Origin of the sequence: Mesorhizobium sp. M1A.F.Ca.IN.022.06.1.1 (genome assembly GCF_003952605.1) — a bacterium.
Taxonomy (GTDB): Bacteria; Pseudomonadota; Alphaproteobacteria; order Rhizobiales; family Rhizobiaceae; genus Mesorhizobium.
The window spans coordinates 4,483,080-4,506,679 of record NZ_CP034455.1; the positions used below are offsets into that span (position 1 = coordinate 4,483,080).

Annotated in this window: 23 protein-coding genes and 2 pseudogenes; 11 read left to right on the forward strand and 14 right to left on the reverse strand. The window is 63.0% G+C overall.

Features of this window, described 5'->3' with window-relative positions:
- Positions 1 to 23: 23 nt before the first annotated feature.
- The 6 genes from EJ078_RS21210 to hemF form a co-directional block, all read right to left on the reverse strand.
- Positions 24 to 1,004 (reverse strand): S8/S53 family peptidase, encoded by a 981-nt coding sequence (locus tag EJ078_RS21210; protein ID WP_127217042.1) that lies wholly within the window; start codon positions 1,002 to 1,004, stop codon positions 24 to 26.
- An 88-nt stretch (positions 1,005 to 1,092) separates the two neighbouring features.
- Positions 1,093 to 1,671, reverse strand: coding sequence for a hypothetical protein (locus EJ078_RS21215; RefSeq protein WP_127217043.1), 579 nt, complete (start codon positions 1,669 to 1,671; stop codon positions 1,093 to 1,095).
- A 267-nt stretch (positions 1,672 to 1,938) separates the two neighbouring features.
- A complete protein-coding gene (locus EJ078_RS21220) occupies positions 1,939 to 2,124 on the reverse strand; it encodes a DUF1059 domain-containing protein (protein WP_066994310.1) in 186 nt (61 codons plus the stop codon).
- A 322-nt stretch (positions 2,125 to 2,446) separates the two neighbouring features.
- A complete protein-coding gene (locus EJ078_RS21225; RefSeq protein WP_127217539.1) occupies positions 2,447 to 3,817 on the reverse strand; it encodes an IS1182 family transposase in 1,371 nt (456 codons plus the stop codon).
- A gap of 185 nt (positions 3,818 to 4,002) precedes the next feature.
- Positions 4,003 to 4,455: a DUF1344 domain-containing protein gene (locus tag EJ078_RS30475; protein ID WP_245457327.1), complete on the reverse strand. Its 453-nt coding sequence runs from the start codon at positions 4,453 to 4,455 to the stop codon at positions 4,003 to 4,005.
- A 50-nt stretch (positions 4,456 to 4,505) separates the two neighbouring features.
- Positions 4,506 to 5,420, reverse strand: a complete 915-nt coding sequence (gene hemF / locus EJ078_RS21235; RefSeq protein WP_127217396.1) for an oxygen-dependent coproporphyrinogen oxidase — start codon at positions 5,418 to 5,420, stop codon at positions 4,506 to 4,508.
- A 118-nt stretch (positions 5,421 to 5,538) separates the two neighbouring features.
- Here hemF and EJ078_RS21240 point away from each other — a divergent pair, with 118 nt between their 5' ends.
- Positions 5,539 to 5,796: a hypothetical protein gene (locus tag EJ078_RS21240; protein WP_066994316.1), complete on the forward strand. Its 258-nt coding sequence runs from the start codon at positions 5,539 to 5,541 to the stop codon at positions 5,794 to 5,796.
- Between the two features lie 7 nt (positions 5,797 to 5,803).
- On the opposite strand, the gene soxR is transcribed toward EJ078_RS21240, so the two are convergent.
- Both soxR and EJ078_RS21250 read right to left on the reverse strand, forming a co-directional pair.
- Entirely contained in the window at positions 5,804 to 6,247 is a 444-nt protein-coding gene (gene soxR, locus EJ078_RS21245) for a redox-sensitive transcriptional activator SoxR (protein ID WP_095801677.1), read from the reverse strand.
- A gap of 148 nt (positions 6,248 to 6,395) precedes the next feature.
- Positions 6,396 to 6,854, reverse strand: coding sequence for a tRNA (cytidine(34)-2'-O)-methyltransferase (locus EJ078_RS21250; protein ID WP_127404040.1), 459 nt, complete (start codon positions 6,852 to 6,854; stop codon positions 6,396 to 6,398).
- Positions 6,855 to 7,335: 481 nt separating this feature from the next.
- On the opposite strand from EJ078_RS21250, the gene EJ078_RS21255 reads away from it, so the two are divergent.
- The 5 genes and pseudogenes from EJ078_RS21255 to EJ078_RS21275 all read left to right on the forward strand — a co-directional run bounded on the left by EJ078_RS21255 (position 7,336) and on the right by EJ078_RS21275 (position 13,848).
- Positions 7,336 to 7,731 (forward strand): hypothetical protein, encoded by a 396-nt coding sequence (locus EJ078_RS21255; protein ID WP_127404041.1) that lies wholly within the window; start codon positions 7,336 to 7,338, stop codon positions 7,729 to 7,731.
- Positions 7,732 to 7,756: 25 nt separating this feature from the next.
- Positions 7,757 to 9,636: pseudogene (locus EJ078_RS21260) on the forward strand (ABC transporter ATP-binding protein).
- 117 nt (positions 9,637 to 9,753) lie between these two features.
- Complete coding sequence (locus EJ078_RS21265; protein WP_127216743.1) at positions 9,754 to 11,646, forward strand: ABC transporter ATP-binding protein; 1,893 nt, start codon at positions 9,754 to 9,756, stop codon at positions 11,644 to 11,646.
- A complete protein-coding gene (locus EJ078_RS21270; RefSeq protein ID WP_127216744.1) occupies positions 11,643 to 13,526 on the forward strand; it encodes an ABC transporter ATP-binding protein in 1,884 nt (627 codons plus the stop codon). The genes EJ078_RS21265 and EJ078_RS21270 overlap by 4 nt, the downstream gene beginning before the upstream one ends.
- A gap of 10 nt (positions 13,527 to 13,536) precedes the next feature.
- On the forward strand, positions 13,537 to 13,848 hold the full coding sequence (locus EJ078_RS21275) for a DUF6665 family protein (protein ID WP_127216745.1): 312 nt from the start codon (positions 13,537 to 13,539) through the stop codon (positions 13,846 to 13,848).
- On the opposite strand, the gene EJ078_RS21280 is transcribed toward EJ078_RS21275, so the two are convergent.
- Positions 13,845 to 14,699, reverse strand: a complete 855-nt coding sequence (locus EJ078_RS21280; protein WP_127245974.1) for an alpha/beta hydrolase — start codon at positions 14,697 to 14,699, stop codon at positions 13,845 to 13,847. The two genes, EJ078_RS21275 and EJ078_RS21280, sit on opposite strands and share 4 nt — an antisense overlap.
- Before the next feature lie 91 nt (positions 14,700 to 14,790).
- Positions 14,791 to 15,135 carry a cupin domain-containing protein gene (locus EJ078_RS21285; RefSeq protein ID WP_127216747.1) on the reverse strand — a complete coding sequence of 115 codons (345 nt, stop codon included), beginning with the start codon at positions 15,133 to 15,135 and terminating at the stop codon, positions 14,791 to 14,793.
- A 313-nt stretch (positions 15,136 to 15,448) separates the two neighbouring features.
- On the opposite strand from EJ078_RS21285, the gene petA reads away from it, so the two are divergent.
- Genes petA through EJ078_RS21300 form a run of 3 tightly spaced genes read left to right on the forward strand, consistent with a single transcriptional unit; the run spans position 15,449 to position 18,208 of the window.
- Complete coding sequence (petA, locus tag EJ078_RS21290) at positions 15,449 to 16,009, forward strand: ubiquinol-cytochrome c reductase iron-sulfur subunit (protein WP_066994342.1); 561 nt, start codon at positions 15,449 to 15,451, stop codon at positions 16,007 to 16,009.
- A 17-nt stretch (positions 16,010 to 16,026) separates the two neighbouring features.
- Entirely contained in the window at positions 16,027 to 17,331 is a 1,305-nt protein-coding gene (locus EJ078_RS21295; protein WP_066994345.1) for a cytochrome b N-terminal domain-containing protein, read from the forward strand.
- Between the two features lie 19 nt (positions 17,332 to 17,350).
- On the forward strand, positions 17,351 to 18,208 hold the full coding sequence (locus EJ078_RS21300) for a cytochrome c1 (protein ID WP_067326549.1): 858 nt from the start codon (positions 17,351 to 17,353) through the stop codon (positions 18,206 to 18,208).
- A gap of 161 nt (positions 18,209 to 18,369) precedes the next feature.
- Here EJ078_RS21300 and EJ078_RS21305 read toward each other — a convergent pair whose 3' ends face one another.
- Entirely contained in the window at positions 18,370 to 19,740 is a 1,371-nt protein-coding gene (locus EJ078_RS21305; RefSeq protein ID WP_127217539.1) for an IS1182 family transposase, read from the reverse strand.
- A 167-nt stretch (positions 19,741 to 19,907) separates the two neighbouring features.
- On the opposite strand from EJ078_RS21305, the pseudogene EJ078_RS21310 reads away from it, so the two are divergent.
- A pseudogene (locus tag EJ078_RS21310) lies at positions 19,908 to 20,602 on the forward strand (phosphatase PAP2 family protein).
- Positions 20,603 to 20,807: 205 nt separating this feature from the next.
- A complete protein-coding gene (locus EJ078_RS21315) occupies positions 20,808 to 21,353 on the forward strand; it encodes an adenine phosphoribosyltransferase (RefSeq protein WP_066994354.1) in 546 nt (181 codons plus the stop codon).
- A gap of 74 nt (positions 21,354 to 21,427) precedes the next feature.
- Here the strand turns inward: EJ078_RS21315 and EJ078_RS21320 are convergent, their stop codons facing one another.
- From EJ078_RS21320 to ychF, 3 genes are all read right to left on the reverse strand, one after another.
- The gene (locus EJ078_RS21320) at positions 21,428 to 21,898 is read right to left on the reverse strand and encodes a MaoC family dehydratase (protein ID WP_067326553.1); all 471 of its coding nucleotides are present in this window, start codon (positions 21,896 to 21,898) and stop codon (positions 21,428 to 21,430) included.
- On the reverse strand, positions 21,895 to 22,356 hold the full coding sequence (locus tag EJ078_RS21325) for a MaoC family dehydratase (RefSeq protein ID WP_066994904.1): 462 nt from the start codon (positions 22,354 to 22,356) through the stop codon (positions 21,895 to 21,897). Before EJ078_RS21325 ends, EJ078_RS21320 begins: the two co-directional genes overlap by 4 nt.
- Positions 22,357 to 22,459: 103 nt before the next feature.
- Positions 22,460 to 23,563, reverse strand: coding sequence for a redox-regulated ATPase YchF (ychF, locus tag EJ078_RS21330; protein WP_127217175.1), 1,104 nt, complete (start codon positions 23,561 to 23,563; stop codon positions 22,460 to 22,462).
- Positions 23,564 to 23,600: the final 37 nt, after the last annotated feature.

The window sequence follows — 23,600 nt, forward strand, 5'->3', positions numbered from 1 at the left end:
TCAGTCCTACATCGTGGCGCCGCTCAGCGTATCGCCACCGGGGCCAGGGCGCGCGAAAGGCTTGCCTCGCCCTTGCCGTAGACTGAGGGGTTGTAGTTGACCAGCGTGTCGGTGCGAGCCGTGTTGAGCAGGTCGTTGGTGATCTGAACCGGGGTCGCCTTGGTGAATTTGCTGCCGATGATTGCGGCATATCCGGAGATGATAGGCGCTGCGAACGATGTGCCGTAAAGGCCGGTCTTGTCGCCTTCGACGCCGACCACCAGGAAATGGCTCTGCACGGTCGGGTCGGAGCCGGCGTAATTGGAATACCAGGCAAGCTGAGCCTTGTTTGACGCCGTGCCGTTTGTGGACAGCGCGCCAACAAAGATCGCCGTCGGTTTGCCGATCAGAGCGAGATCGAGATAATCCTGCTGTCCGCTGGTGACGCCGCCGACCGCAACCGAATCGTTGCCAGCCGCTTTCGAGACGATGGCCGATCCCTTGCTGGCGTAGGAGATGATCGATTGCTCCTCCGGGGCCCAGCGGATCTGGTTCACGCTGTAACCCGCGTTCGCGTACATGCCGTAGCTGAGGTTGAGGACGTCGCGGCCACTTGCCAGCGGGACGGCCGAACCCGTCGAGAAGTCCTTGGAGCGGATGGTCGCCGCAGGAGCGATCATGCTTGCTTCTTCGCGCGTCCACTCTCCGTGCCGCTGATATTGCGTGCCGATGCCGAAATTGCCGGAGAAGCGCGATGAGCTGCTGAAGTCGTCGACGATGGTGATGGTGACGCCCTTGCCCTTGTAGCCAGCCGCCCACGCGGCGCCGACATCGGGGCTCATCCAGCTCTGCACCGCTTGTGTCGTTCGCGCAACCGGTATCTTTGCGCTTACGCATATGGACCCGCCGCCGTGGCACAGCGCGGCCGACTGGTCCGCGTCGAGAGCTTCCTGCGCCGACGCCAGGCATGCCGGCAGAATGGTCAGTGCCGCGGCAATGCCGAGCTTCCAGAAATTACCAGACATGGTCTTACTCCCGGTCAAAGCAGGAACGAGGACGGACGATCGCGAAGTTCGGGAGCAGGAAGATTTCTCATGCGCGGCATCCCGGCGATCAGAAAGTAACACGGTAGTTGAGCCACAGGCGCAGCCTTTCGGGGGTAGCGTTAACCAGATATTTCAGCGTGTCCTCAGGCGCCGTCTCCCCGGCTGCAAACCGGCAGTTGACGCTGTAGGTGCCCAGATCCCCGTAGTCGGCCACGCAGGGCTTTTCGCTCAGGTTGCCGCCGAAGGTCGAGGTAACCGAAAGGGAGAGAGTGCTGTTGAGGCTCGGATGGGTCTGGGTGAGAAAACCGAGCTTGAGGCTCGGCGCGATGCGGTACTTTTCGGCTTGTTCCCCGGTGCCCACTCCCCACAGAAAGCCGCTGTCTTCGGTAAGTTGCGTGATGAAGTCGACGTGCATGTCGACCCAATCGCTGTGGTACCAACGATTGAACGAGACCCAGCTCCCGTCCTGCAGCTCATAGCCGCCATTGCCGAGAGCTCTGGCGCGGTCGCTGAGCCATGACCCCTGGTGGATGTTCACGAGCGACGTGGTCATTTCCTGGGCCATCGACGGCGAGGCGCCAACGACTACGCACAGCAACAGTGCGGCTGCGCCGAAACCGTCTCGTTTGTTGGATCTTTCGCGCATGCGCGAAGCACCTCGCCCCATCGGATCCAGACGCGCCTTGTGGCGGACGGCTCCTCGGGCAGCCGCGGTCCCCGGATCATGCGCGACGATCGCATGGAGACCGTTACCGCGGGGTTATCCAAGCCGGTACGAATATAAGTTTTTGCTTGAATTCGGCGAAGCCAAGCCGTTGCCAGCGATCAGACGCAAACGAAGCGAGATGCGCCGGATGCTGCATCCAACTCGCCGGCTTTGCCAATGGTCGTCCGAAAACGGTGACCCGATGCCTCAGGCCGCGTCGCGGACCTTTTGGATGCGCGAGCGGATCGCCTCGATCATGGTCTCGCGGATGGTGGTTTCGCCATGGGTTTCACGCATGTGCTCGACGGCGCGGCGCATGACCTCGGCTTCCTCCTCGGCGCGCGTGTGCCAATCGCAGCCCGGGACGAGTGTCCCGCATTGGAACTCCTTCATGGTTTTTCCTTTCCTAGGTCCGGAGCCCTGATTCCGCTCCTTGTTGTCATGCAATTCCGCATGGAAAGCCGCATCGCATTTTCCTGAAATTGCCTCGGTGGAAAACCATAACACATGTCGCCGGCTTCGGTTGCATTGGAGCCGGTGGCGAATTGTTTTTTCACGGTCTCCGCGCGAAATCAAAGGCGGAGCATTGCTGCTCCGCCCCAGACTGCTGACGAACCCCGTCGATTTTCGGCGGGGTTTTGTTTTGCAGATTGATTGCGCTTGGGAAATTGGTGGCGGGAGCGGATGTCAGGAGGCCGCCGACGCAGATTTGGCCTCAGGCGAGGACCGGTTTGGGCTTTGGCCAGAGGCTGATTGCGATCTTTTTCATGTTCTGGGCGGCGGCTGCGATCAGGCACTGGCAGGCGACGCGGGTTCGCCCTCGGAAGCGGGCGTAGCGATGGCCGAACAGCTGCTTGGCATCGGCGAAGGATCGCTCGACCGTCTCCTTGCGACGCCGGTAGATGGCCTTGCCCCAAGCCGTGAGCCGGTTGGCATCGACGCGCTCGCGTTGATCCTGCCAGACATGGCGTGTGATGGTGCGCTCGGCCTTGGCGTTTGAGGTGCAGGAGGCCAGCAGCGGACAGTCGCGGCAGATGGCCGGATCGCTTCTGTAATGACGATACCCGCCGCGATCGGTGCTGGCGTAGGTGAGCAACTGGCCCTGCGGACAACGATAGCCGTCCCGATCCGGTTCATGGACGAAGGCGCTCTTCCTCATCTTGCCGGGCCTTGGCGGGGTCGGGTTGCGATAGCCGATGACGCCCCGGATGTTCCTGTCCTCCAGCCCCTTGGCGATGCCTGGCGTGGCATAGCCGGCATCCAGCCCCGCCGCCGCCACAACGAAGCCGAAGCGCTCCACCTGGCGGTCGAGCCGGCCAAGATAGACGATCGAGTCATGCATGTTGGCCGGCGTGGCGAAGGTATCGGTGATGATGCCGCAACGACCGTCCACCGTGCGGTGATCGAGATAGAAGAAGCCCTTCGGCTTGCCCTCGCGCACCATGTAGCCGGCCTCCGGATCGGCGCGCGAGACCTTGGTCTGCTTGACCGGCGGCTTGCGCTCTTTCTGCTTCAGCGGCTTCTGACCGTGCAGCGCCCGTTCCGTCTCGATGGCGCGGTCGAGCTCGCCCCAGTAGTCGGCACGCGACTTGGCGACCATGGCAAGGTCGTATTTGCCCTTGTTGGCGTTGGCCTTCAGGTGCGTGCTGTCGGTATACAGCACCGTCCCGTCCACCAGCCCCGCAAGGATCGCCTGCTCCACGATGCGGTCGAAGATCGCCTGCGCGATCGTCTCGTCCTGGTAGCGCCGACGACGGTTCTGCGACAGCGTCGAGGCGTCGAACACCTTGTCGGTCAGCTTCAGCCGCAGGAACCAGCGGTAGGCGACATTGACCTCGATCTCGCGCACCAATTGCCGCTCCGAGCGCACTCCGAACAGGTAGCCGATGAACAGCGCCTTGAACATCAAGGTCGGGTCCAGCGGCGGGCGGCCATTGTCGGCGCAGTACAATGGCGCCGTCAGACCGTGGATGAACGAGAAGTCGATCGATCGATCGATCTTGCGCAACAGATGATCGGCCGGAACCAGCTGATCCAACGTCACCATCTCAAGCGCGGTCTGTTCAGGGGCGGGTCGCTTCAACATGACCCAGTGAATCAAAAACCCCCGGCAAACGCCAGGGGTTTGTCAGCAGTCTGAGGCGGAGCATTGCTGCTCCGCCCGTTGCCACCTGGTTTCCGTGAAACGATGAACCGCACTGTCTTTTTGTTTTGACGCAATTCCGGCGGAAACCGCTTCAACGTTTCTGCAATTGCTGGCCGTGCAGGCCGTCACTTCATGATCTTGACAGCCTCGGCAATCTTGTTCTTGCCGCTCATATCCCAGGAAACGCGAACCTTCTCGCCCGGCTTTATGCCCGGATCCTTGAAGGCCTTGGACAGCGTGAAGGTCGATCCGTTGTCCAGAACAAGGCTCATGGCCGTTCCATCAAAGCTCTTCACTGTTCCCGTGGTGTGCTTGACCGCGGCGAACGCGGCGCCACCGGAGGCGAGAAAGGCGGCGGTTGCCGCCGTCACAATAAGCTTGCGCATAGGATGTTCTCCTGGGATGCGGGCACCATTGGGAAGGCACTCCGCTCGATCAGGGCCGTCCGGACGCGTCGGGTCGCGGCTCATAGCAGTGACGAGCCGCCGGCGCTTCCCGACCCGGCACGTTAAATAGATCAATTTTTTCAAAAGGATATTAGACGAAAAAGAAATCGCCCCTGCCACATTGCCGGTCAAAATTCGGCGAATGGGACAGCAATGCGGCTGGCCTTCCGCTCACCGGATTTTTACGGCCACTTTACCTCGGGCGGCAGGCTGGAGAGGATCGAGGCGACATTGCCGCCGGTTTTCAGGCCGAAGATGGTGCCGCGATCGTGAAGCAAATTGAATTCGACGTAACGGCCGCGCCGGACGAGCTGTTCCTCGCGGTCGCCGTCGGTCCAGTTCTGGTTGAAATTGCCCCGCACCAGATGGGAATAGACGACGAGGAAAGAGCGGCCGACATCCTGGACGAAATTGAAATCGGCGTCCCAGCCGCCCTTGCCCTCATCGGAATGCAGCCAGTCGAAAAAGATGCCGCCGATTCCTCGCGCCTCGTTGCGATGCGGCAGGAAGAAGTACTCGTCGCACCACGCCTTGAATTTCGGATAGTCGGCCACCCCGGCGTTCTTCTCGCAGGCGAACTGCATGGCGCGGTGGAAGGCGATCGTGTCGGGATCGTCCTGGGTACGGCGGCGGTCGAGCACCGGCGTCAGGTCGGCGCCGCCGCCGAACCAGTGGCGGGTGGTCACGACCATGCGTGTGTTCATATGCACGGCCGGAACGTTGGGGTTCCTGGGGTGCGCGATCAGCGAAACGCCGCTCGCCCAGAAGCGCGGATCCTCGTCGGCGCCCGGGATCTGCTTGCGGAATTCGGGAGAGAATTCGCCGTGGACGGTCGAGGTATGCACGCCGACCTTCTCGAAGACGCGGCCGCGCATCATCGACATGGTGCCGCCGCCACCTTTGCCGTCGTCGCGCTCCCACGGCGTCTGCTCGAAATGCCCGGGCGACCATGCCGATTGCGGTCCAGTGAGTTCCTGCTCGATCTGCTCGAAGGCGGCGCAGATGCGCTCGCGCAGCGCTTCGAACCAGAGGCGGGCCTTCATCTTCTTCTGCTCGATGTCGTCAGGCAGGCCCACCGCAATGTCGGGTCGTTCCAATTCCGTCTCCAGTCCAGGCTGCTTGCCCGGCAAATGACTCGTTTTTTCTGCGCGCGATCCCTAATCTCTTAAGGGCAAGGGTCAAGTCCTGTCTGACCAAGGTGCAAGGAGTTTGCTCGTGCGCACCCCGGCAAGACCGCCGCTGGATGGCTTGAAGAAGAGGCTGGAGCGCTCACGGGCCGAGCGCGAAAGAGAGCCGCGCGACGGATTTTTGCGCGAGACTTTCGTGCTGCCGCGGCCGGCCGCGCGCCTCAAAGCCAAGGAATGGTTCGAGCGCTTTCCCAAGCAGGCCTATTGGACCGAGATCGAAAGCTGGTTCGAGCGCCCGGGCGACGTCATCGAATTCACCATGCGACGGCTGCCGGCGGCAGATTGAAAAATCCTCAGGGCACCAGTAGCCGTCTCGCTCCAGTTCCCTCTCTGGCCAGTCGGTCCTCCTTGTTCCGAAGCGGGCATTTGTCGATCGACATGCAACCGCAGCCGATGCAGTCGGTCAGGCCGTCGCGCAGCTTCTTCAATTGGGCGATCTTATGATCGAGGCCGTCGCGCCAAGCCGTTGAAAGCAGATTCCAATCCTCGCGCGTCGGGGTGCGGCCCTCGGGCAGGGATTGGAATGCCGCGGCGATTTCGGCGAGCGAGATGCCGACCTCCTGGGCGACGCGGATGATCGCCACCCGTCGCAGCACGTCGCGGCCGTAGCGCCGTTGGTTACCCGCGGTGCGATGGCTGCGGATCAGCCCGCGCGCTTCGTAAAAATGGAGCGCCGAGACCGCGACGCCACTGCGCATCGCCACCTGACCGACCGTCAATTCCTTCACCGGAGCCATCTCGCACTTTCCGCTTGACCTCAAGTTAGGTTGAGCTTGTAGCGAGGAAAGCCTGACAAGGCAAATTGAGGAGAAGGCGATGTGCGCCTGGGTGAGACTGACGCCGCAAGTGGGAGGCGTTCGCGACGACGAGCAGGGCTTGAGCAGCCTATCCGAGCTGGCGGACCGCTTCGCCCGCGACCATCGCGACGGACAGTGCGACATTGATGCTGCGGGCGCCCGGCCGCATCGGAATGGTCAGTCGCGCATCCGCTGCCTGATGAACCTCTTCCGGCACGCCGGCGGATTCGCGGCCGAACAGAAGCACGTCGCCGGCGGCGAAAGCAAACTGCGTGTAGGCGGTCTCGGCCTTGGTGGTGAGCAGCACAAGGCGCCGCGCGTTCGTTCGGCGCCATTCCTCGAAGGCGTGCCAGTCGGCATGGCGGGTAAGCGCCGCCATTTCGAGATAGTCCATGCCGGCGCGTTTCAGCGCCCGATCGGAGAGCGGGAAACCGGCCGGCTCGATGATGTCGACGCCAAGATCAAGGCAGGCGGCGAAGCGCAGGATCGTCCCGGTATTGCCGGCGATATCCGGTTGGTAGAGCCCGATGCGGAGACGGTCGTTCATTTCCGCATCCTTCTAATAAGTGGCAGAACGGCCACAGGCGGCTCCGGCTTTTGGCGATTTCTAGACTGGCGGGTGGCCATTTTCTGCGAAGTCGAGTATACGCCCATCATCGTCAACCCGAACCGAAGGAGAGGGACCACATGATGACCATGCACTTCCAGCCCTTCTCCGGGCAGCTCCTCTTTGGGGCCCACGTATGCCCAACGGCGGTTTCGGTACGACGATTCTTCTGACACTTTAAGACCTCATCGCACCGATTCCCGCCGAACCAGTTTTCGGCCTTCGAAGGAATCTTGCGATGTTTCTCAAACTGCCAAAGCGGCGCCGCGCCCCGCCTGAACGTGTCGACACCGACGCTGGCCGTCATGTCGGGACTGACGCTTGCCGTCATGTCCTGACTGCGTCGCGTCCCTCCGGCCGAATGCCGGAGGTCGAGCTCGCATCACCCTTTTTAACGCATTTGCACATGGAGGACGGACCGATGTTCGATCCCTTTAAAATACTGGGTTCAAGAAGCTTGCATGAGCGCAAGGTGGCGACCTGGGCGCTGCTGATCGGCGAGACTTACTCGTCGGCGGTGCACGCCGAGACGCGCCGGCGTCCGCATCGCGGCATGCTGCCGGACGTCGACTTCTCGCGCGCGGTGCCCGATCCCGGTCGACCCTCGCTGGTGCGCCGGATCATCCGCATGGTCCGACCGGGCAAAACCAGGGCTGGCGACAGCTTGTCGTCAGGATCCTCTGGCAAGCCTGTCGGCGAAAAGCCCGCGACACCCTATATTGCGCGAAGCAGGGCCGGCGATACGGACAATTCCGTATCGCCGGCCCGCGGCGCCGTGCGGCCGAACGGCCTTACCAATCAACCCCGCGCCGCGTGAGCGCACAAATCGTCGAGTGCCTCGAATGTTCCGCTGGTTTGAGAAGAGGCTCGATCCGTTTCCCGCCGCGGAGCCGGTCGAGCCGCCGAAGACGCTGGTCGCCTTCTGCGTGCATTACACGCGCGGGGCCTGGCCCTATATCCTCGTCGATGCCGTGCTTGTGGCAGCGATAGCCCTTGCCGAAGCGTGGATGTTCGGTTTCATGGGCCGCATCGTCGACTGGCTGTCGGCGCAGAACCGCGAAACCTTCTTGAGACGGAGCGCTGGAAACTCGCCGGCATGGCCTTCATCGTGCTGTTCGCGCTGCCGGGCACGGTATGGCTGCATTCGCTGCTCAACCAGCAGACGCTGATGGGCAATTATCCCATGCGCATCCGCTGGCAGGTGCATCGCTACCTGCTCAAGCAGTCGATGGCCTTCTACCAGGACGAGTTTGCCGGCCGTATCGCCACCAAGCTGATGCAGACCGCTCTTGCCGTGCGCGAATGCGTCATCAAGCTGATCGATGTCCTAAACTATGTCGTCGTCTACTTCCTCAGCATGCTGTTCATCGTCGGCTCGGCAGACTTGCGACTGGCTGTGCCCTTGGGTGTATGGCTGGTCGGCTATATCGGGCTCTTGCGCTTTTTCATCCCGAAGCTCGGCAAGGTCGGCGAGGAGCAGGCCAATGCGCGCTCGACCATGACCGGCCGCGTCGTCGACAGCTACACCAACATCCAGACGGTGAAGCTGTTTTCGCATGCCCGCCGCGAGGCAACTTTCGCCAGGGAGGGCATGGCGAGCTTCCTCGATACGGTCTACCGCTCGATGCGGCTGGTGACGCAGTTATACGGGATGCTCTACATCCTGAATTCGCTGCTTCTGTTTTCCGTGACGGCGATCTCGCTGTGGCTATGGCTGGGCGAGGCGGTGACGATCGGCGCAGTCGCCGTGGTTATCGGCCTGGTGCTCAGGATGTGGGGCATGTCGCAGTGGATCATGTGGGAGATGTCGAGCCTGTTCGAGAATATCGGCACGGTGCAAGACGGCATCCAGTCGATCTCGCTGCCGCGGCTGGTCGAGGACCGCCCGGGCGCCAGCGACATCGCCGTCAGTCAGGGCGAGATCCGTTTCGAGGAGATCCGCTTCCACTACGGCAAGCAGAAGGGCGTCATCGAGAACCTGTCGCTCACTGTGAAACCCGGCGAGAAGGTCGGCATCGTCGGCCGCTCCGGCGCCGGCAAGTCGACGCTGGTCAACCTGCTGCTGCGTTTTTACGACCTGGAAAGCGGCAGGGTCCTCATCGATGGCCAGGAGATCGCCGGGGTAACGCAGGATTCGTTGCGCGCGCAGATCGGGATGGTGACGCAGGACACCTCACTGCTGCATCGGTCGGTGCGGGAGAATATCCTCTACGGGCGCCCTGACGCCACCGACGAGATGCTGATCGAGGCGGCCCGGCGGGCGGAGGCGCTCGATTTCATCGGCGCGCTTTCGTACCATAACGGCCGCAAGGGATTCGATGCACATGTCGGCGACCGCGGCGTCAAATTGTCCGGCGGTCAGCGGCAGCGCATCGCCATTGCCCGCGTCATGCTGAAGGACGCACCGATCCTCATCCTCGACGAGGCGACGTCGGCGCTCGATTCGGAAGCCGAGGCTGCGATCCAGGAGAACCTCTACAAGCTGATGCAAGGCAAGACCGTGATCGCCATCGCGCATCGGCTGTCGACCATCGCTGCGATGGACAGGCTCGTCGTCATGGACAAGGGGCGCATCATCGAGGAAGGCTCGCACGAAGAGCTTGTCACCAAGGGCGGCCTTTATGCCCAGCTCTGGCAGCGCCAGTCGGGTGGGTTCCTCCTCGATGATGCGCCAACTGAGTCAGATGCCAAAGGGTCTCACTCCGAGATGGCGGCGGAGTAACGCGATCGCGATTGGCAACAAGGTTACGGCAATTGCGGGGAATCGCTCCCGGGCGTAACCGCGACCTGTCAGAGGCCTGCCGGCGACCGGCGGGGTTCCGGCATCTACGAGAGAAAAATGTTCGACCGCATCTTCACCTGGTTCGAAAGCCACTATTCGCCGGTGGCGCTGGCCGAAGACAGGCAGCCGCCAATGGGACTTTGGCGGTTCTACTGGTATTTCATAAGACAGTTTCGCGCCGCCTATTGGCTGCGCATGATCATCGTTGCCGTCGCGGCAATAGTGGACGCGATGCTGCCGATTTTCGTCGGCCTGATCGTGGGCCTGCTCTCCAACACCAGGCCGGGCGATTTCTTCGCCGCGCATGGGCCGCTGCTCGTCATGATGGCGATCGTCGTGCTGCTGCGTCCGCTGTCCATGGTTATCGACGCGCTCATCCGCAACCACGCCATCGCACCGAACCTCATCGACCTCATCCGCTGGCAAAGCCATTGGCATGTCGTGCGTCAGGACTGGTCATTCTTCCAGAACGACTTCGCCGGCCGCATCGGAACGAAGGTCATGCAAAGCGGCGACTCGGTGGAGATGAGCGTCAATCTCACCGTCGATGCCGTCTGGTACGCGCTGGTCTTCGTCGCGGTCGCCATTGTTGTGCTGGCGCGGCTCGACCCGCTTCTTCTGGCTGTGGTGGCGGCCTGGCTGGTGTTCTATTGCATGATCTTCTGGTTTGCGATGCCGAGGATCACCCAGCGCTCGTCCCAACTGTCGGAGCGGTGGTCGCAGGTGAGCGGCCGCATGGTCGACAGCTACACGAACATCCTGACGCTCAAGACATTCTCGACCGGCGAGCACGAAGACAAATATGTCTCGCAAGCCGTCGTCGAGCACGCCGACACGTTTTACCAGCTGATGCGCGTTTTCACACTGATGTGGTCGGCCCTGTTCGTCCTCAACGCTGCGCTGCTTATCACCATAAGCTGGCTGGCGCTGGCCGGCTGGAACACCGGCGCCATGACCACGGCGGCCGTGGCGACGGCGATACCGTTCGCGCTGCAGATCGCCAACATCTCCGGCAGGATCCTCGATGTCGGCGCCAACGTCTTCCGGCAGATCGGCGTCGCCAGCAATTCGATGACGACGATCGCGCGCCCCATCACAATGCAGGACCAGCCGGACGCGCCGGCCCTCGTGGTCAAAGCCGGCGGCATCGAGTTCGAGCAGGTGAACTTCAACTATTGGCGCAAGGACGGCAAAGGCGGCGTCATCGACAATCTGTCGCTGAAGATCGCGCCGGGCGAGCGGGTGGGCCTGATCGGCCGTTCCGGGGCCGGCAAGTCGACGCTGGTCAATCTCGTCCTGCGGCTGTTCGACGTGCAGGACGGCAAGGTGCTGATCGACGGACAGGACATCCGCAACGTCTCGCAGGAAAGCGTTCGCGCGGCGATCGGCTTCGTCAATCAGGATACGTCGCTCTTGCATCGATCCGTCCGCGAGAACCTCAAATATGGACGCCAGTCCGCCAGCGACGAGGCGATGTTCAGCGCCGCCAAGGCCGCGCAGATCGACGATGTGATCGCGGGACTGACCGATCCGCATGGACAAAGCGGCTATGAGGCGCTCGTCGGCGAGCGCGGCGTGAAGCTGTCCGGCGGCCAGCGGCAACGCATCGCCATTGCCCGCGTTATGCTGAAGGACGCGCCGATCCTCATTCTCGACGAGGCTACGTCTGCGCTCGATTCGGAGGTGGAGGCCGCCATCCAGGAGAACCTCTACAAGCTCATGCAGGGCAAGACGGTCATCGCCATCGCCCACCGTCTGTCGACCATCGCGGCGATGGATCGGCTCGTTGTGATGGACAAGGGCCGCATCGTCGAGGACGGCTCGCATGAAGCGTTGATCGCCAAGGGCGGGCTCTATGCCCAGCTCTGGCGGCGCCAGTCGGGCGGCTTCCTGCTCGAGGAAAAGCAGGCGGCCGACGATCTGCCGACGAAAGGTGAAGCCGCGGAATGATGAAGGCCGTCTATCGCTGGTTCGAAAGCTGGGTCTACCCGTTCCGCGAGCCGACGAACCTTCGTCCACCTGCCAGCGTCGGCGGCTTCCTCTGGCACTATGTCGGGCAAGCGAAGCTCGCCTTCTTTGCCATGCTGATCATCGGCGGCATCGCGCCGCTGGTCGAGGCCGGGCTGTTCTATTTCGTCGGACGGCTGGTCGATATCCTCGACCAGCTTCCCGGCGAACGCAGCTGGCACGCGCTGTGGGCAGCCGCCGGGCCGGAGCTGCTGTTCATGGGCGCGGTGGTGCTGATCATCCGCACGCTGGTGGTCGGCCTTTCGGCGCTGGTCGACGAGCAGACGATCACGCCGGGCTTCTACAGCCTGGTGCGCTGGCAGGCGCACCGGCATGTCTCTCGCCAGTCCTACGCCTTCTTCCAAAACGACTTCGCCGGGCGTATCGCCACCAAGGTCTGGCAGGCGGGGCAGGCCACTGGCGACCTCATGGAAAGCTTCATCGAAGTCGTCTGGTTCATGATCGTCTACACGGTGACGACGCTGGCGCTGGTCGCCGGCCTCGACCTCAGGCTGGCGGCGCTGGTGGTGATCTGGATCGTCGCCTTCGGCTGGCTGGCCAGGCTCCATCTGCCGGCAATCCGCAAGCATGCCGAGGCGACCGCCGAAGCCGGCTCGATGATCACCGGCCGCTTCGTCGATTCCTATTCCAATGTGCAGACGCTGAAGCTGTTCGCGGCCGACGGCGACGACCGCTACATCCGCAACGGCTTCGACATCTATCTCGATGCGCTGCGGCCCTTCACGCGGCGGCTGACCGGTGTGCGCGTGGCGCTGACGACGCTTTCCGGCATCATGATCACGGCGATCGCCGCCTTTGCAGTCTATCTGTGGGTGGAAGGCTCGATCACCGTCGGCGCCGTCGCCTTCACGCTCTCGCTTGTGCTGAGGCTCAATATGCTGCTGGGACGGCTGATGATGCAGCTCAACAGTATCCTCAGGAATCTCGGCGTGCTGGAAAATTCCAAGGCGCTGATCTCGCAGTCGCTCGGCCTGACCGACGCCCCGGATGCCAAGGAGCTGGTGGTTGCGGGTGGCCGCATCGACCTCAAGAACGTCACCTTCCACTACGGGAAAGGGGCAGGGGTCCTCGAGGGCATCGACCTCGTCGTGCGTCCAGGCGAGAAGGTCGGGCTTGTCGGTCCGTCCGGCGCCGGCAAGACGACGCTGGCCAATCTCATCCTGCGCCTTTACGACCTCGAGGGCGGCAGGATCCTGATCGACGGCCAGGATATCGCCCGTGTGACGCAGAATTCGCTGCGCGCCAATATCGGCGTGGTCAGCCAGGACACGGCGCTGTTCCACCGCTCGCTGCGCGACAACATCAAGCTCGGCATGCCGGACGCTACCGACGCCGAGGTGATCGCCGCGGCGCGCAAAGCCGAGGCGCATGACTTCATCATGGGGCTGCGCGACAATCGCGAGCGCCTTGGCTACGAAGCCTATGTCGGCGAGCGCGGCGTCAAGCTCTCCGGCGGCCAGCGCCAGCGTGTGGCGATCGCCCGCCTCTTCCTCAAGGATGCGCCGATCCTCATCCTAGACGAGGCGACCTCGGCACTCGATTCCGACATCGAGGCGGCGATCCAGGAAAACCTGGCAAGGCTGATGGAGAACAAGACCGTCATAGCCATCGCCCACCGGCTTTCCACCATCGCAGCGCTCGACCGGCTGGTCGTGCTCGACGGCGGCCGCATCGTCGAAGAAGGCACGCATGACGAGCTGGTGGCGCTGGACGGTCTTTATGCACGGCTCTGGAAACGGCAGTCCGGCGGCTTCCTCTTCAATGAGGAAAGCGCGCTGGAAGAGACGCGCCCGGCGGAGTAGAAACGCAGCCATGTCGGTCAGAATGCCCAGCAATTTCGGACGGTCAGGAGCGCAGGAAAGCGCTCTCGATCTGCTCGGCCACGAAATACTCGCTGAAAAGGCGGCCGCCCTCGGTCGCGCCGGCCAGCGCGTCGACGAGGCCTTGGCGAAGCTGCGCGAAAATGGGGAAGGCGGGGACCGCAACCGGCTGCTGAAAGAAGCGGCAGAAGCCGTCCACGCCTATTTCATCCAGCGCGAACTCTGCGGGCTGCGCAAGCATGACGCCGTGATCCGCGAATACGACATCCCGCGGGCGGTGCTGGCCAGGCTCGGCGCCAGCTAAGCGCTGACTTCCTTCCGAAAGCGCGCCAGGCGCAAGGCGAGCGCTCCGGGATTCTCATCGGCGACGAAGTGCCCGCTATCGGGGATGATGTCGCCCTCGACATTGGAGAGGCCGGCGGCCTTCAAGCCATTGAGGTAATCGGTGATCTCGCCGGTCTCGGCAGCGCCCCTGAGGCAGAGCACCGGCGTATCGATCGGGCTTGCCGGCGGAACGGCATTGGCCTTGGCGTCCTCGGAAAAGGCGCGGTACCAGCCGAAGCCCGCCTTGAGGCTTTCCGGCCGCGAATAGGCCTTGGCGTAGATGTCTCTTGCTTCGGCCGGGATGGCGGATTTCTCGTTCGAAAGGGTGTCGAAGAAGAAGTCGAAATAGGCGCGCTCGTGACCCCCAACCAGCAGTTCCGGGAGAGCAGGAACCGCGTGAAAGGCGAAATGCCAGAGGTTTGGATTGCGGATGACCTTGTCCCACGGCGCCACGCCCGGAACGACAACATCCATGATCGCAGCGGCGGAGAGGATTTCCGGATGGTTGCGCAAAAGCGCGAAGACGATCTGGCCGCCGACATCATGGCCGGCCACCATGACCTGTCGCAGGCCGCAGGCGTCAATCAAGGCCGCTATCACCCTGGCCAGATGGGCTTTCTCACCGGTTTTGCGCGTGCCTTGCGAGCCGCCTATACCCGGCAGGTCCGGCGCGATCACGCGCTGATCGGTGGCCAGCCGACCGATCACGTTCTCGAAGGCATGGGAACTTTGAGGCCAGCCGTGGAGCAGCACGAGGCCGGGCGCATCCCGTGGCCCGGCTTCGCGGATCGCAATGGTCAGTCCTTCAACCTCGATGCTGGAAGTTTCCATCCGCCCGGCCTTCACCTGTCCGATCGCTCCGACCGACAGAACTAGGCGGGAATCGGTCCGCGGACAGGGCCTGTCTCTCGAATAAGCCGCATCACTCCAGCCATTCGGTGATGAAGCTGCCGTTCTCGTGGATGTCGGTGGTCTCGAGCGGACCGGGGCCGAGATTGGTGAATTTGTGCGGCGTCTCGGCCGGCACGATCAGAATTTGGCCTGCGGTGGCCGTTATCTGCCGATCGCCGACCGTGAACAGGCCGGTGCCGGAACGGATGACGAAGATCTCCGCGTAAGGATGCTTATGCAGACGCGGGCCGCCGCCGATCTCGGGCTGATAATTGAAGATCAGGCAGGAGTTGGAGCCAAATGCGCCGCATTGCAGCTCACCTTGCCAACGGTCGGGAGTGCTCGCCCATTTGTCGCGGTCGATGACATGCGCCATGGCTCGACAATAGACCGGGCCGGCGGTTGCTGTCGAGGCAAGCGGAGTTCCGATTTACCGCTGAAGTTGGCGCTATTTAGCGCTGTTCGGCGGCCCGATCATCAAGCCGTTGCGCGGGCCGCGGCATGTGCCCGCGACAATGTGCCCTTGTGCCTCCACGCGTCTGGACAAAAACGGGCTTCACGCATAAACCGAACCTCCAAATGCCGGAGGAATTCGCTAGCCTGTTCGCCATGCGCTGTCGGGCCGGCGCGATTGAGCGGGGACAAGGCTCGGCCGCCGGCACGGAAAGAGGCGAAAGGATCAGGCACCCGTGAGCGCAACCGACATCCACGATCCCAACCGTCGCGATTTTCTCTACATCGCCACTGGCATGGCCGGCGTGGTCGGCGCCGGGGCCGTCGCCTGGCCGTTCATCGACCAGATGCAGCCGGATGCCTCGACGCTGGCGCTGGCTTCTGTCGAGGTCGATGTCTCCTCGCTGCAGCCCGGCAGCTCGCTGGTCGTCAAGTGGCGCGGCAAGCCGGTCGTGGTGCGCAACCGCACCGACAAGGAAATGAAGGACGGCGCGGCGGTTAGCCTCAACGATCTCAAGGATCCGATCGCCCGCAATGCCAACTTGCCGGCCGATGCGCCGGCGACCGACGCCAACCGGACCACGCCCGGCAAGGAAGCCTGGATGGTCATGGTGCAGGTCTGCACCCATCTCGGCTGCATCCCGCTCGGCCAGGAAGGCGATTTCGGCGGCTGGTTCTGCCCGTGCCACGGCTCGGTGTACGACACCGCCGGCCGCATCCGCAAAGGTCCGGCGCCGGAGAACATGGCGATCCCGGTGTTTAAATTCATTTCCGATACCAAGATCCTTATCGGTTGAGGCAGGGGGATATTTCGATGAGCGAGGGACACTCCACCTACACACCGAAGACGGGCCTCGGACGCTGGTTCGACGCCCGTATGCCGCTTCCCCGGCTTGTCTATGACAGCTTCATTGCCTATCCGGTGCCGCGCAACCTCAACTACATGTGGACGTTCGGCGGCATCCTGTCGATCATGCTGGTATCGCAGATCCTCACCGGCATCGTGCTGGCCATGCACTACACGTCCGACACCACACTCGCCTTCGATTCGGTCGAGAAGATCATGCGCGACGTGAATTCGGGATGGCTGTTGCGCTATCTCCATTCCAACGGCGCCTCGTTCTTCTTCGTGGCCGTCTACATCCACATCTTCCGCGGGCTGTTCTACGGCTCCTACAAGGCGCCGCGCGAGCTGCTCTGGATCCTCGGCTGCATCATCTACCTCCTGATGATGGCGACCGGCTTCATGGGCTATGTGCTGCCATGGGGACAAATGAGCTTCTGGGGCGCCACCGTCATCACCGGCTTCTTCAGCGCAATCCCGCTGGTCGGCAACTGGATCCAGGAACTGCTGCTCGGCGGCTTCGCCGTCGACAATCCGACGCTGAACCGCTTCTTCGCCCTGCATTACCTGTTGCCGTTCATGATCGCCGGCGTCGTCGTGCTGCACGTCTGGGCGCTGCATGTCGTCGGCCAGTCGAACCCGACCGGCATCGAGGTCAAGTCGAAGACCGACACCGTCGCCTTCACGCCCTATGCGACCATCAAGGACGCGTTCGGCATGATCGTGTTCCTGTTCTTCTTCGCCTATTTCGTCTTCTACCTGCCGAACTACCTCGGCCATCCGGACAACTACACGGTCGCCAATCCGCTGAAGACGCCGGCCCACATCGTTCCGGAATGGTACTTCCTGCCGTTCTACGCGATCCTGCGCGCCATCACCTTCAACATCGGGCCGATCAACTCCAAGCTCGGCGGCGTGCTGTGCATGTTCGGCGCCATCGCCATGCTGTTCCTGGTGCCGTGGCTCGACACCTCCAAGGTGCGCTCGGCGGTCTACCGGCCCTGGTACAAACTGTTCTTCTGGCTGTTCGTGGCCGACGCCATCCTGCTCGGGTGGCTGGGCTCGCAGCCGGCGGAAGGCTCTTACGTGTTCATGGCGCAGATGGCGACGCTGTTCTACTTCGCCTTCTTCCTGGTCGTCATGCCGGTGCTCGGCCTGATCGAGACACCGCGGCGGCTGCCGAACTCGATCACCGAGGCGGTGCTGGAAAAGAAGAACAAGGGAGCCGGCGGGCATCCGGCAGGCGCGGTCAGCGCGCCGGAAACCAAGGGCTGAGAATCTGAGGGGATTTGGCATGAAGAAGATTCTCACCTCGCTGGCGCTGCTTGGCCTGGTGGTCGCGGGCACCGCTGCCATCGCAGCCGAAGAGGAACACAACGCGGCGGCCCCGACGCATTTCCCGATCAACGAACCGAAGGAAATGAGCTGGAGCTTCGCCGGGCCGTTCGGCACCTACGACAAGGCCCAGCTGCAGCGCGGCCTGAAGGTCTACAAGGAAGTCTGCTCGGCCTGCCACTCGATGAACCTGGTGGCGTTCCGCACGCTGGAGGGCCTCGGCTATTCGGAAGCGCAGGTCAAGACGCTTGCCGCCGAGTACACCATCCATGACGGCCCGAACGATGCCGGCGACATGTTCGACCGCCCGGGCAAGCCGTCGGATCACTTCCCGTCGCCGTTCCCGAACGAACAGGCTGCCGCGTCCGCCAATGGCGGCGCCGCTCCGCCCGACATGTCGCTGCTCGCCAAGGCGCGCGGCGTCGAGCGCGGCTTTCCGCGTTTCATCTTCGACATTTTCACCCAGTATGCTCAGGGCGGCCCGGACTACATCCACTCGCTGCTCACCGGCTACGACCAGACGCCGCCGGCCGGCATGGTGATCCCCGAAGGCACGCACTACAATCCATACTTCCTGTCCGGCGTGTCGCTGAAGATGCCGAAGCCGCTTTCGGACGGCCAGGTGACCTATGACGACGGCTCGCCGCAGACGGTCGACCAGTATTCGCGCGACGTGTCGGCGTTCCTGATGTGGGCCGCCGAGCCGCATCTCGAAGAGCGCAAGAAGACCGGCTTCCGCGTCCTGGTGTTCCTGCTGCTGTTCGGCGCGCTGGTCTACCTGACCAAGCGCAAGGTGTGGGCCGAAGTGGCGCACTGAGCCGCGATCGGTCCGACACTTTCGAGGGGCGCCGCAAAGGCGCCCTCAGACTGCTGACGAACCCCGTCGATTTTCGGCGGGGTTTTGTTTTGCAGATTGATTGCGCTTGGGAAATTGGTGGCGGGAGCGGATGTCAGGAGGCCGCCGACGCAGATTTGGCCTCAGGCGAGGACCGGTTTGGGCTTTGGCCAGAGGCTGATTGCGATCTTTTTCATGTTCTGGGCGGCGGCTGCGATCAGGCACTGGCAGGCGACGCGGGTTCGCCCTCGGAAGCGGGCGTAGCGATGGCCGAACAGCTGCTTGGCATCGGCGAAGGATCGCTCGACCGTCTCCTTGCGACGCCGGTAGATGGCCTTGCCCCAAGCCGTGAGCCGGTTGGCATCGACGCGCTCGCGTTGATCCTGCCAGACATGGCGTGTGATGGTGCGCTCGGCCTTGGCGTTTGAGGTGCAGGAGGCCAGCAGCGGACAGTCGCGGCAGATGGCCGGATCGCTTCTGTAATGACGATACCCGCCGCGATCGGTGCTGGCGTAGGTGAGCAACTGGCCCTGCGGACAACGATAGCCGTCCCGATCCGGTTCATGGACGAAGGCGCTCTTCCTCATCTTGCCGGGCCTTGGCGGGGTCGGGTTGCGATAGCCGATGACGCCCCGGATGTTCCTGTCCTCCAGCCCCTTGGCGATGCCTGGCGTGGCATAGCCGGCATCCAGCCCCGCCGCCGCCACAACGAAGCCGAAGCGCTCCACCTGGCGGTCGAGCCGGCCAAGATAGACGATCGAGTCATGCATGTTGGCCGGCGTGGCGAAGGTATCGGTGATGATGCCGCAACGACCGTCCACCGTGCGGTGATCGAGATAGAAGAAGCCCTTCGGCTTGCCCTCGCGCACCATGTAGCCGGCCTCCGGATCGGCGCGCGAGACCTTGGTCTGCTTGACCGGCGGCTTGCGCTCTTTCTGCTTCAGCGGCTTCTGACCGTGCAGCGCCCGTTCCGTCTCGATGGCGCGGTCGAGCTCGCCCCAGTAGTCGGCACGCGACTTGGCGACCATGGCAAGGTCGTATTTGCCCTTGTTGGCGTTGGCCTTCAGGTGCGTGCTGTCGGTATACAGCACCGTCCCGTCCACCAGCCCCGCAAGGATCGCCTGCTCCACGATGCGGTCGAAGATCGCCTGCGCGATCGTCTCGTCCTGGTAGCGCCGACGACGGTTCTGCGACAGCGTCGAGGCGTCGAACACCTTGTCGGTCAGCTTCAGCCGCAGGAACCAGCGGTAGGCGACATTGACCTCGATCTCGCGCACCAATTGCCGCTCCGAGCGCACTCCGAACAGGTAGCCGATGAACAGCGCCTTGAACATCAAGGTCGGGTCCAGCGGCGGGCGGCCATTGTCGGCGCAGTACAATGGCGCCGTCAGACCGTGGATGAACGAGAAGTCGATCGATCGATCGATCTTGCGCAACAGATGATCGGCCGGAACCAGCTGATCCAACGTCACCATCTCAAGCGCGGTCTGTTCAGGGGCGGGTCGCTTCAACATGACCCAGTGAATCAAAAACCCCCGGCAAACGCCAGGGGTTTGTCAGCAGTCTGGGGGCGCCGCAAAGGCGCCCTTTTCAATTTCGGGACCGCTTTGATCCGGCCGTGTCACATGGCTGTCATTGCGCATCGCGATCCTGCGTTGGCTCACCTCAAAGGATCGTCCTCATGAAAAGATTTGCGCCGCTTGCAGCCGTGGTGCTGCTTCTTGTCGCCTCCTCGGCAGTCCGCGCCGAGGACGCCCAGCCCTTCGTCACCAACAAGGACATCGACCTGACGATGATCCTGCCGCCGCCGCCGGCCAATGATTCGGCCGAGACCAAGGCAGAACTCGGCGAGGTGCTGACCCTGCAAGTGACGCGCACGCCCGAAATGGAAAAGCGCGCTATCGCCGATGCCGAAGAGGATGTCTGGCGCTTCGCCGATGTCATGGGACCGAAATTCAGCAAGGAGACGCTGCCGAAGTTCAGCGCCTTCTTCGACCGCGTGGTGGCGACCGAAGGCGCGGTCGTCGATCCGGCCAAGGACGTCTGGAAGCGGCCGCGTCCGCATCAGCTCAGTGATCTGGTCAAACCCGCGGTGAGCTGTCGAATTCCGGTTCCTGGCCGTCGGGCCATGCGACGGTCGGCACCATGATGGGCATCATCCTGTCCGACATGGTGCCGGAGAAGCGGGCCGAGATCATGGCCCGCGCGGCCGAATATGCCCATAACCGCGTGGTCGGCGGCATCCATTATCCGTCGGATGTCGAGATGGGCAAGATTTCCGGCAGCGCGATCGCCGCGGTCCTGCTCAGCCGGCCCGATTTCAAGACCGAGTTCAAGGTGGCGCGATCCGAGCTGCGGTCCGACCTCGGCATGTGAGCCGTCCGTCGCCGACGTTTCTGCAAGGGCGCCAGCGGGCGCCCTTTTCGCTTGCGGCGCCGACACGGGAGCAAGGCAGGCGATGCCGATCCTTTGCCGGACGCGCTTGTCTCCCGGGCTCCATCGCGGTAGCCGTTGTTGGTTGCGTTGCGCCGGGCGCGTCGACGCCGTTATACCCGACAGCCGGACACGCGGAGCTCGTCTCATGAAACCCTCGCTCGAAGACACGCTGCTTGCGGCCATCCGCACCATTCCGGATTACCCCAAACCCGGCATCCTGTTTCGCGATATCACCACGCTGCTCGGCGACGCTCGCGCCTTTCGCCGGGCAATCGACGAGCTTGTGCATCCTTACGCCGGGCTGAAGATCGACAAGATCGCCGGCATCGAGGCGCGCGGCTTCATCCTGGGCGGCGCAGTGGCGCATCAGCTTTCGGCGGGTTTCGTCCCGATCCGCAAGAAGGGCAAGCTGCCTTACGAGACCGTGCGCGTCGCCTACAGCCTCGAATACGGTCTGGACGAGATGGAGATGCACAAGGACGGCGTCTCGCAAGGCGAGAAGGTGATCCTGGTCGACGATCTGATCGCCACCGGCGGCACGGCGGAGGCGGCCGTCAAGCTGCTCAGGCAGATCGGCGCCGACATCGTTGCCGCCTGCTTCGTCATCGACCTGCCGGATCTCGGCGGGCGCCAGAAACTGGAAGCTCTCGGCGTGCCGGTAAGGACGCTGATCGGCTTCGAGGGGCATTGATCAGTGTTGAATGGTGAATAGTGAGTCGTGAATAGGGAATGGTTCACTAGTCACCATTCACTATTCACCATTCGCTACTCCACCTTGACCAGCACCGCGCTGTCGAACTCGATAACCTTATCGCCGCTGGAGTCGAAACCTTCGGAACGCAGCGTGAGCAGGCTCCAGCCGGGGCGGCCGGCAAGGGGTCGATGGGCAAGCGCTGTGCGGGTGAAGGTCACGGTTTCGCCGGCATAGACCGGCTTCAGCCATTTGAGGTTGCGAAACCCGGGCGAGGGGCCGAATTCGGGCTGCGGGCCGGGACCGGTCCAACGCACGCCCTCGGTCTCCATGCGCTTTTCGAGGTTGTATTTCATCCAGGTGGCGGCGGTGTGCCAGCCGGAGGCGCAGAGACCGCCAAGCATGCTCTCCTTCGCCGCCTCCTCGTCGACATGGAAGATTTGCGGATCGTATTTCCTGGCGAACGCCTTGATCTCGTCGGCCTCGAATTTGTGCGCGCCGAGGGTGACGGTTTGGCCGATGAGGAAATACTCGTCCAGGGTCACGCGACGGCCCCGCGGGTCAGAAACATGCCGGTGTTCTCAAGCTCGAAGACGCATTCGCCGCGCTGGTTGAACAGTTCGCTGCGCATGCTGACGAGGCCGATCTGCGGCCGCGACTTGGACTGGCGCTTGGAAAGCACGGTGACCTTGCCGGTGAGACGGTCACCGGCCAGAACCGGCTTCTTCCATTTGACGTGCTCGATGCCGGGTGAGCCTTGCGAGGTCGAATCGAGCAGGAAGGCATCGCACAGCATGCGCATGAACATCGCGCAAGTGTGCCAGCCCGAAGCCGAAAGGCCGCCCAGGATGCTGGCCTTGCCGGCCGCCTCGTCGAGATGCATCGGCTGGGCATCAAATTCGCTGGCAAACTCGATGATCTCGGCGGCGCTCACATTCTTGCTGCCGAGGTCGAGCGAGGCGCCCTCGACGAAATCCTCATAGGCCCAGGTCTTTCCGGTCATGTCGGCAATCCGGTTGACGAACGCGTGATCCCGAAGGTCGGGCATCCCGGATGGAGGCCCGAGCCAATTTGGTCAAGTCCTTTCTGGTGAGCCAGCCAGGCACTCAGGTGTTGAACTTGAACAGCATGATGTCGCCGTCCTGGACGACATACTCCTTGCCTTCGTCGCGCGCCTTGCCGGCTTCCTTGGCCGCCACTTCGCCGCCGAGCGTGACGAAGTCGTTGTAGGAGATCGTCTGGGCGCGGATGAAACCACGTTCGAAGTCGGTGTGAATGACGCCGGCAGCTTGCGGTGCCTTATCGCCCTTGTGGATCGTCCACGCGCGCGTCTCCTTCGGCCCGACGGTGAAATAGGTGATCAGATGCAAGAGTTCGTAGCCGGCGCGGATCACCTTGTTGAGGCCCGGCTCGTCAAGGCCGAGCGAGGCGAGGAACTCCATTTCCTCCTCGTCGGAAAGCTGGGCAACTTCCGCCTCGATCGCCGCCGAGATCACCACCGTGCCGGCGCCCTGCGCGGTGGCCATCTTCTCCACCGCCTTTGTATGCTCGTTTCCCGTGGCAGCGTCCGCCTCAGCGACGTTGCAGACATAGAGCACGGGATGCGATGTGAGCAGGTTCAGGCCCTGCAGGATGCGCAGATCCTCCGCCGCGATGCCATTGAGCAGGACGCGGGTCGGGCGACCTGCCTGCAGCAGTTCGAGCGCCGCCTCCATCATCGGCAGAACGGTCATTGCTTCCTTGTCCTTGCCGGCGGCGCGCTTGCGGACCTGCACGATGCGGCGCTCCAGGCTTTCGAGATCGGCGAGCATCAGCTCGGTCTCGACGGTCTCGGCGTCGGCGACCGGATCGATGCGGCCCTCGACATGGGTGATGTCGTCATCCTCGAAGCAGCGCAGCACATGCACGATGGCGTCGACCTCGCGGATGTTGGCGAGGAACTGGTTGCCCAGACCTTCGCCCTTGGAGGCGCCGCGCACCAGTCCGGCAATGTCGACGAAGGAGATGCGGGTCGGGATGATCTCCTTCGACTTGCCGATCGCGGCGATCTTCTGCAGCCGCGGGTCCGGAACCGCCACCTCGCCGGTGTTCGGCTCGATGGTGCAGAAAGGATAGTTGGCGGCCTGCGCGGCAGCCGTCCTGGTCAACGCGTTGAACAGCGTCGACTTGCCGACGTTGGGCAAGCCAACGATGCCACATTTGAAACCCATGTTCGTCCGGTCCTATCGGGAATTCGAGATTTGGTGA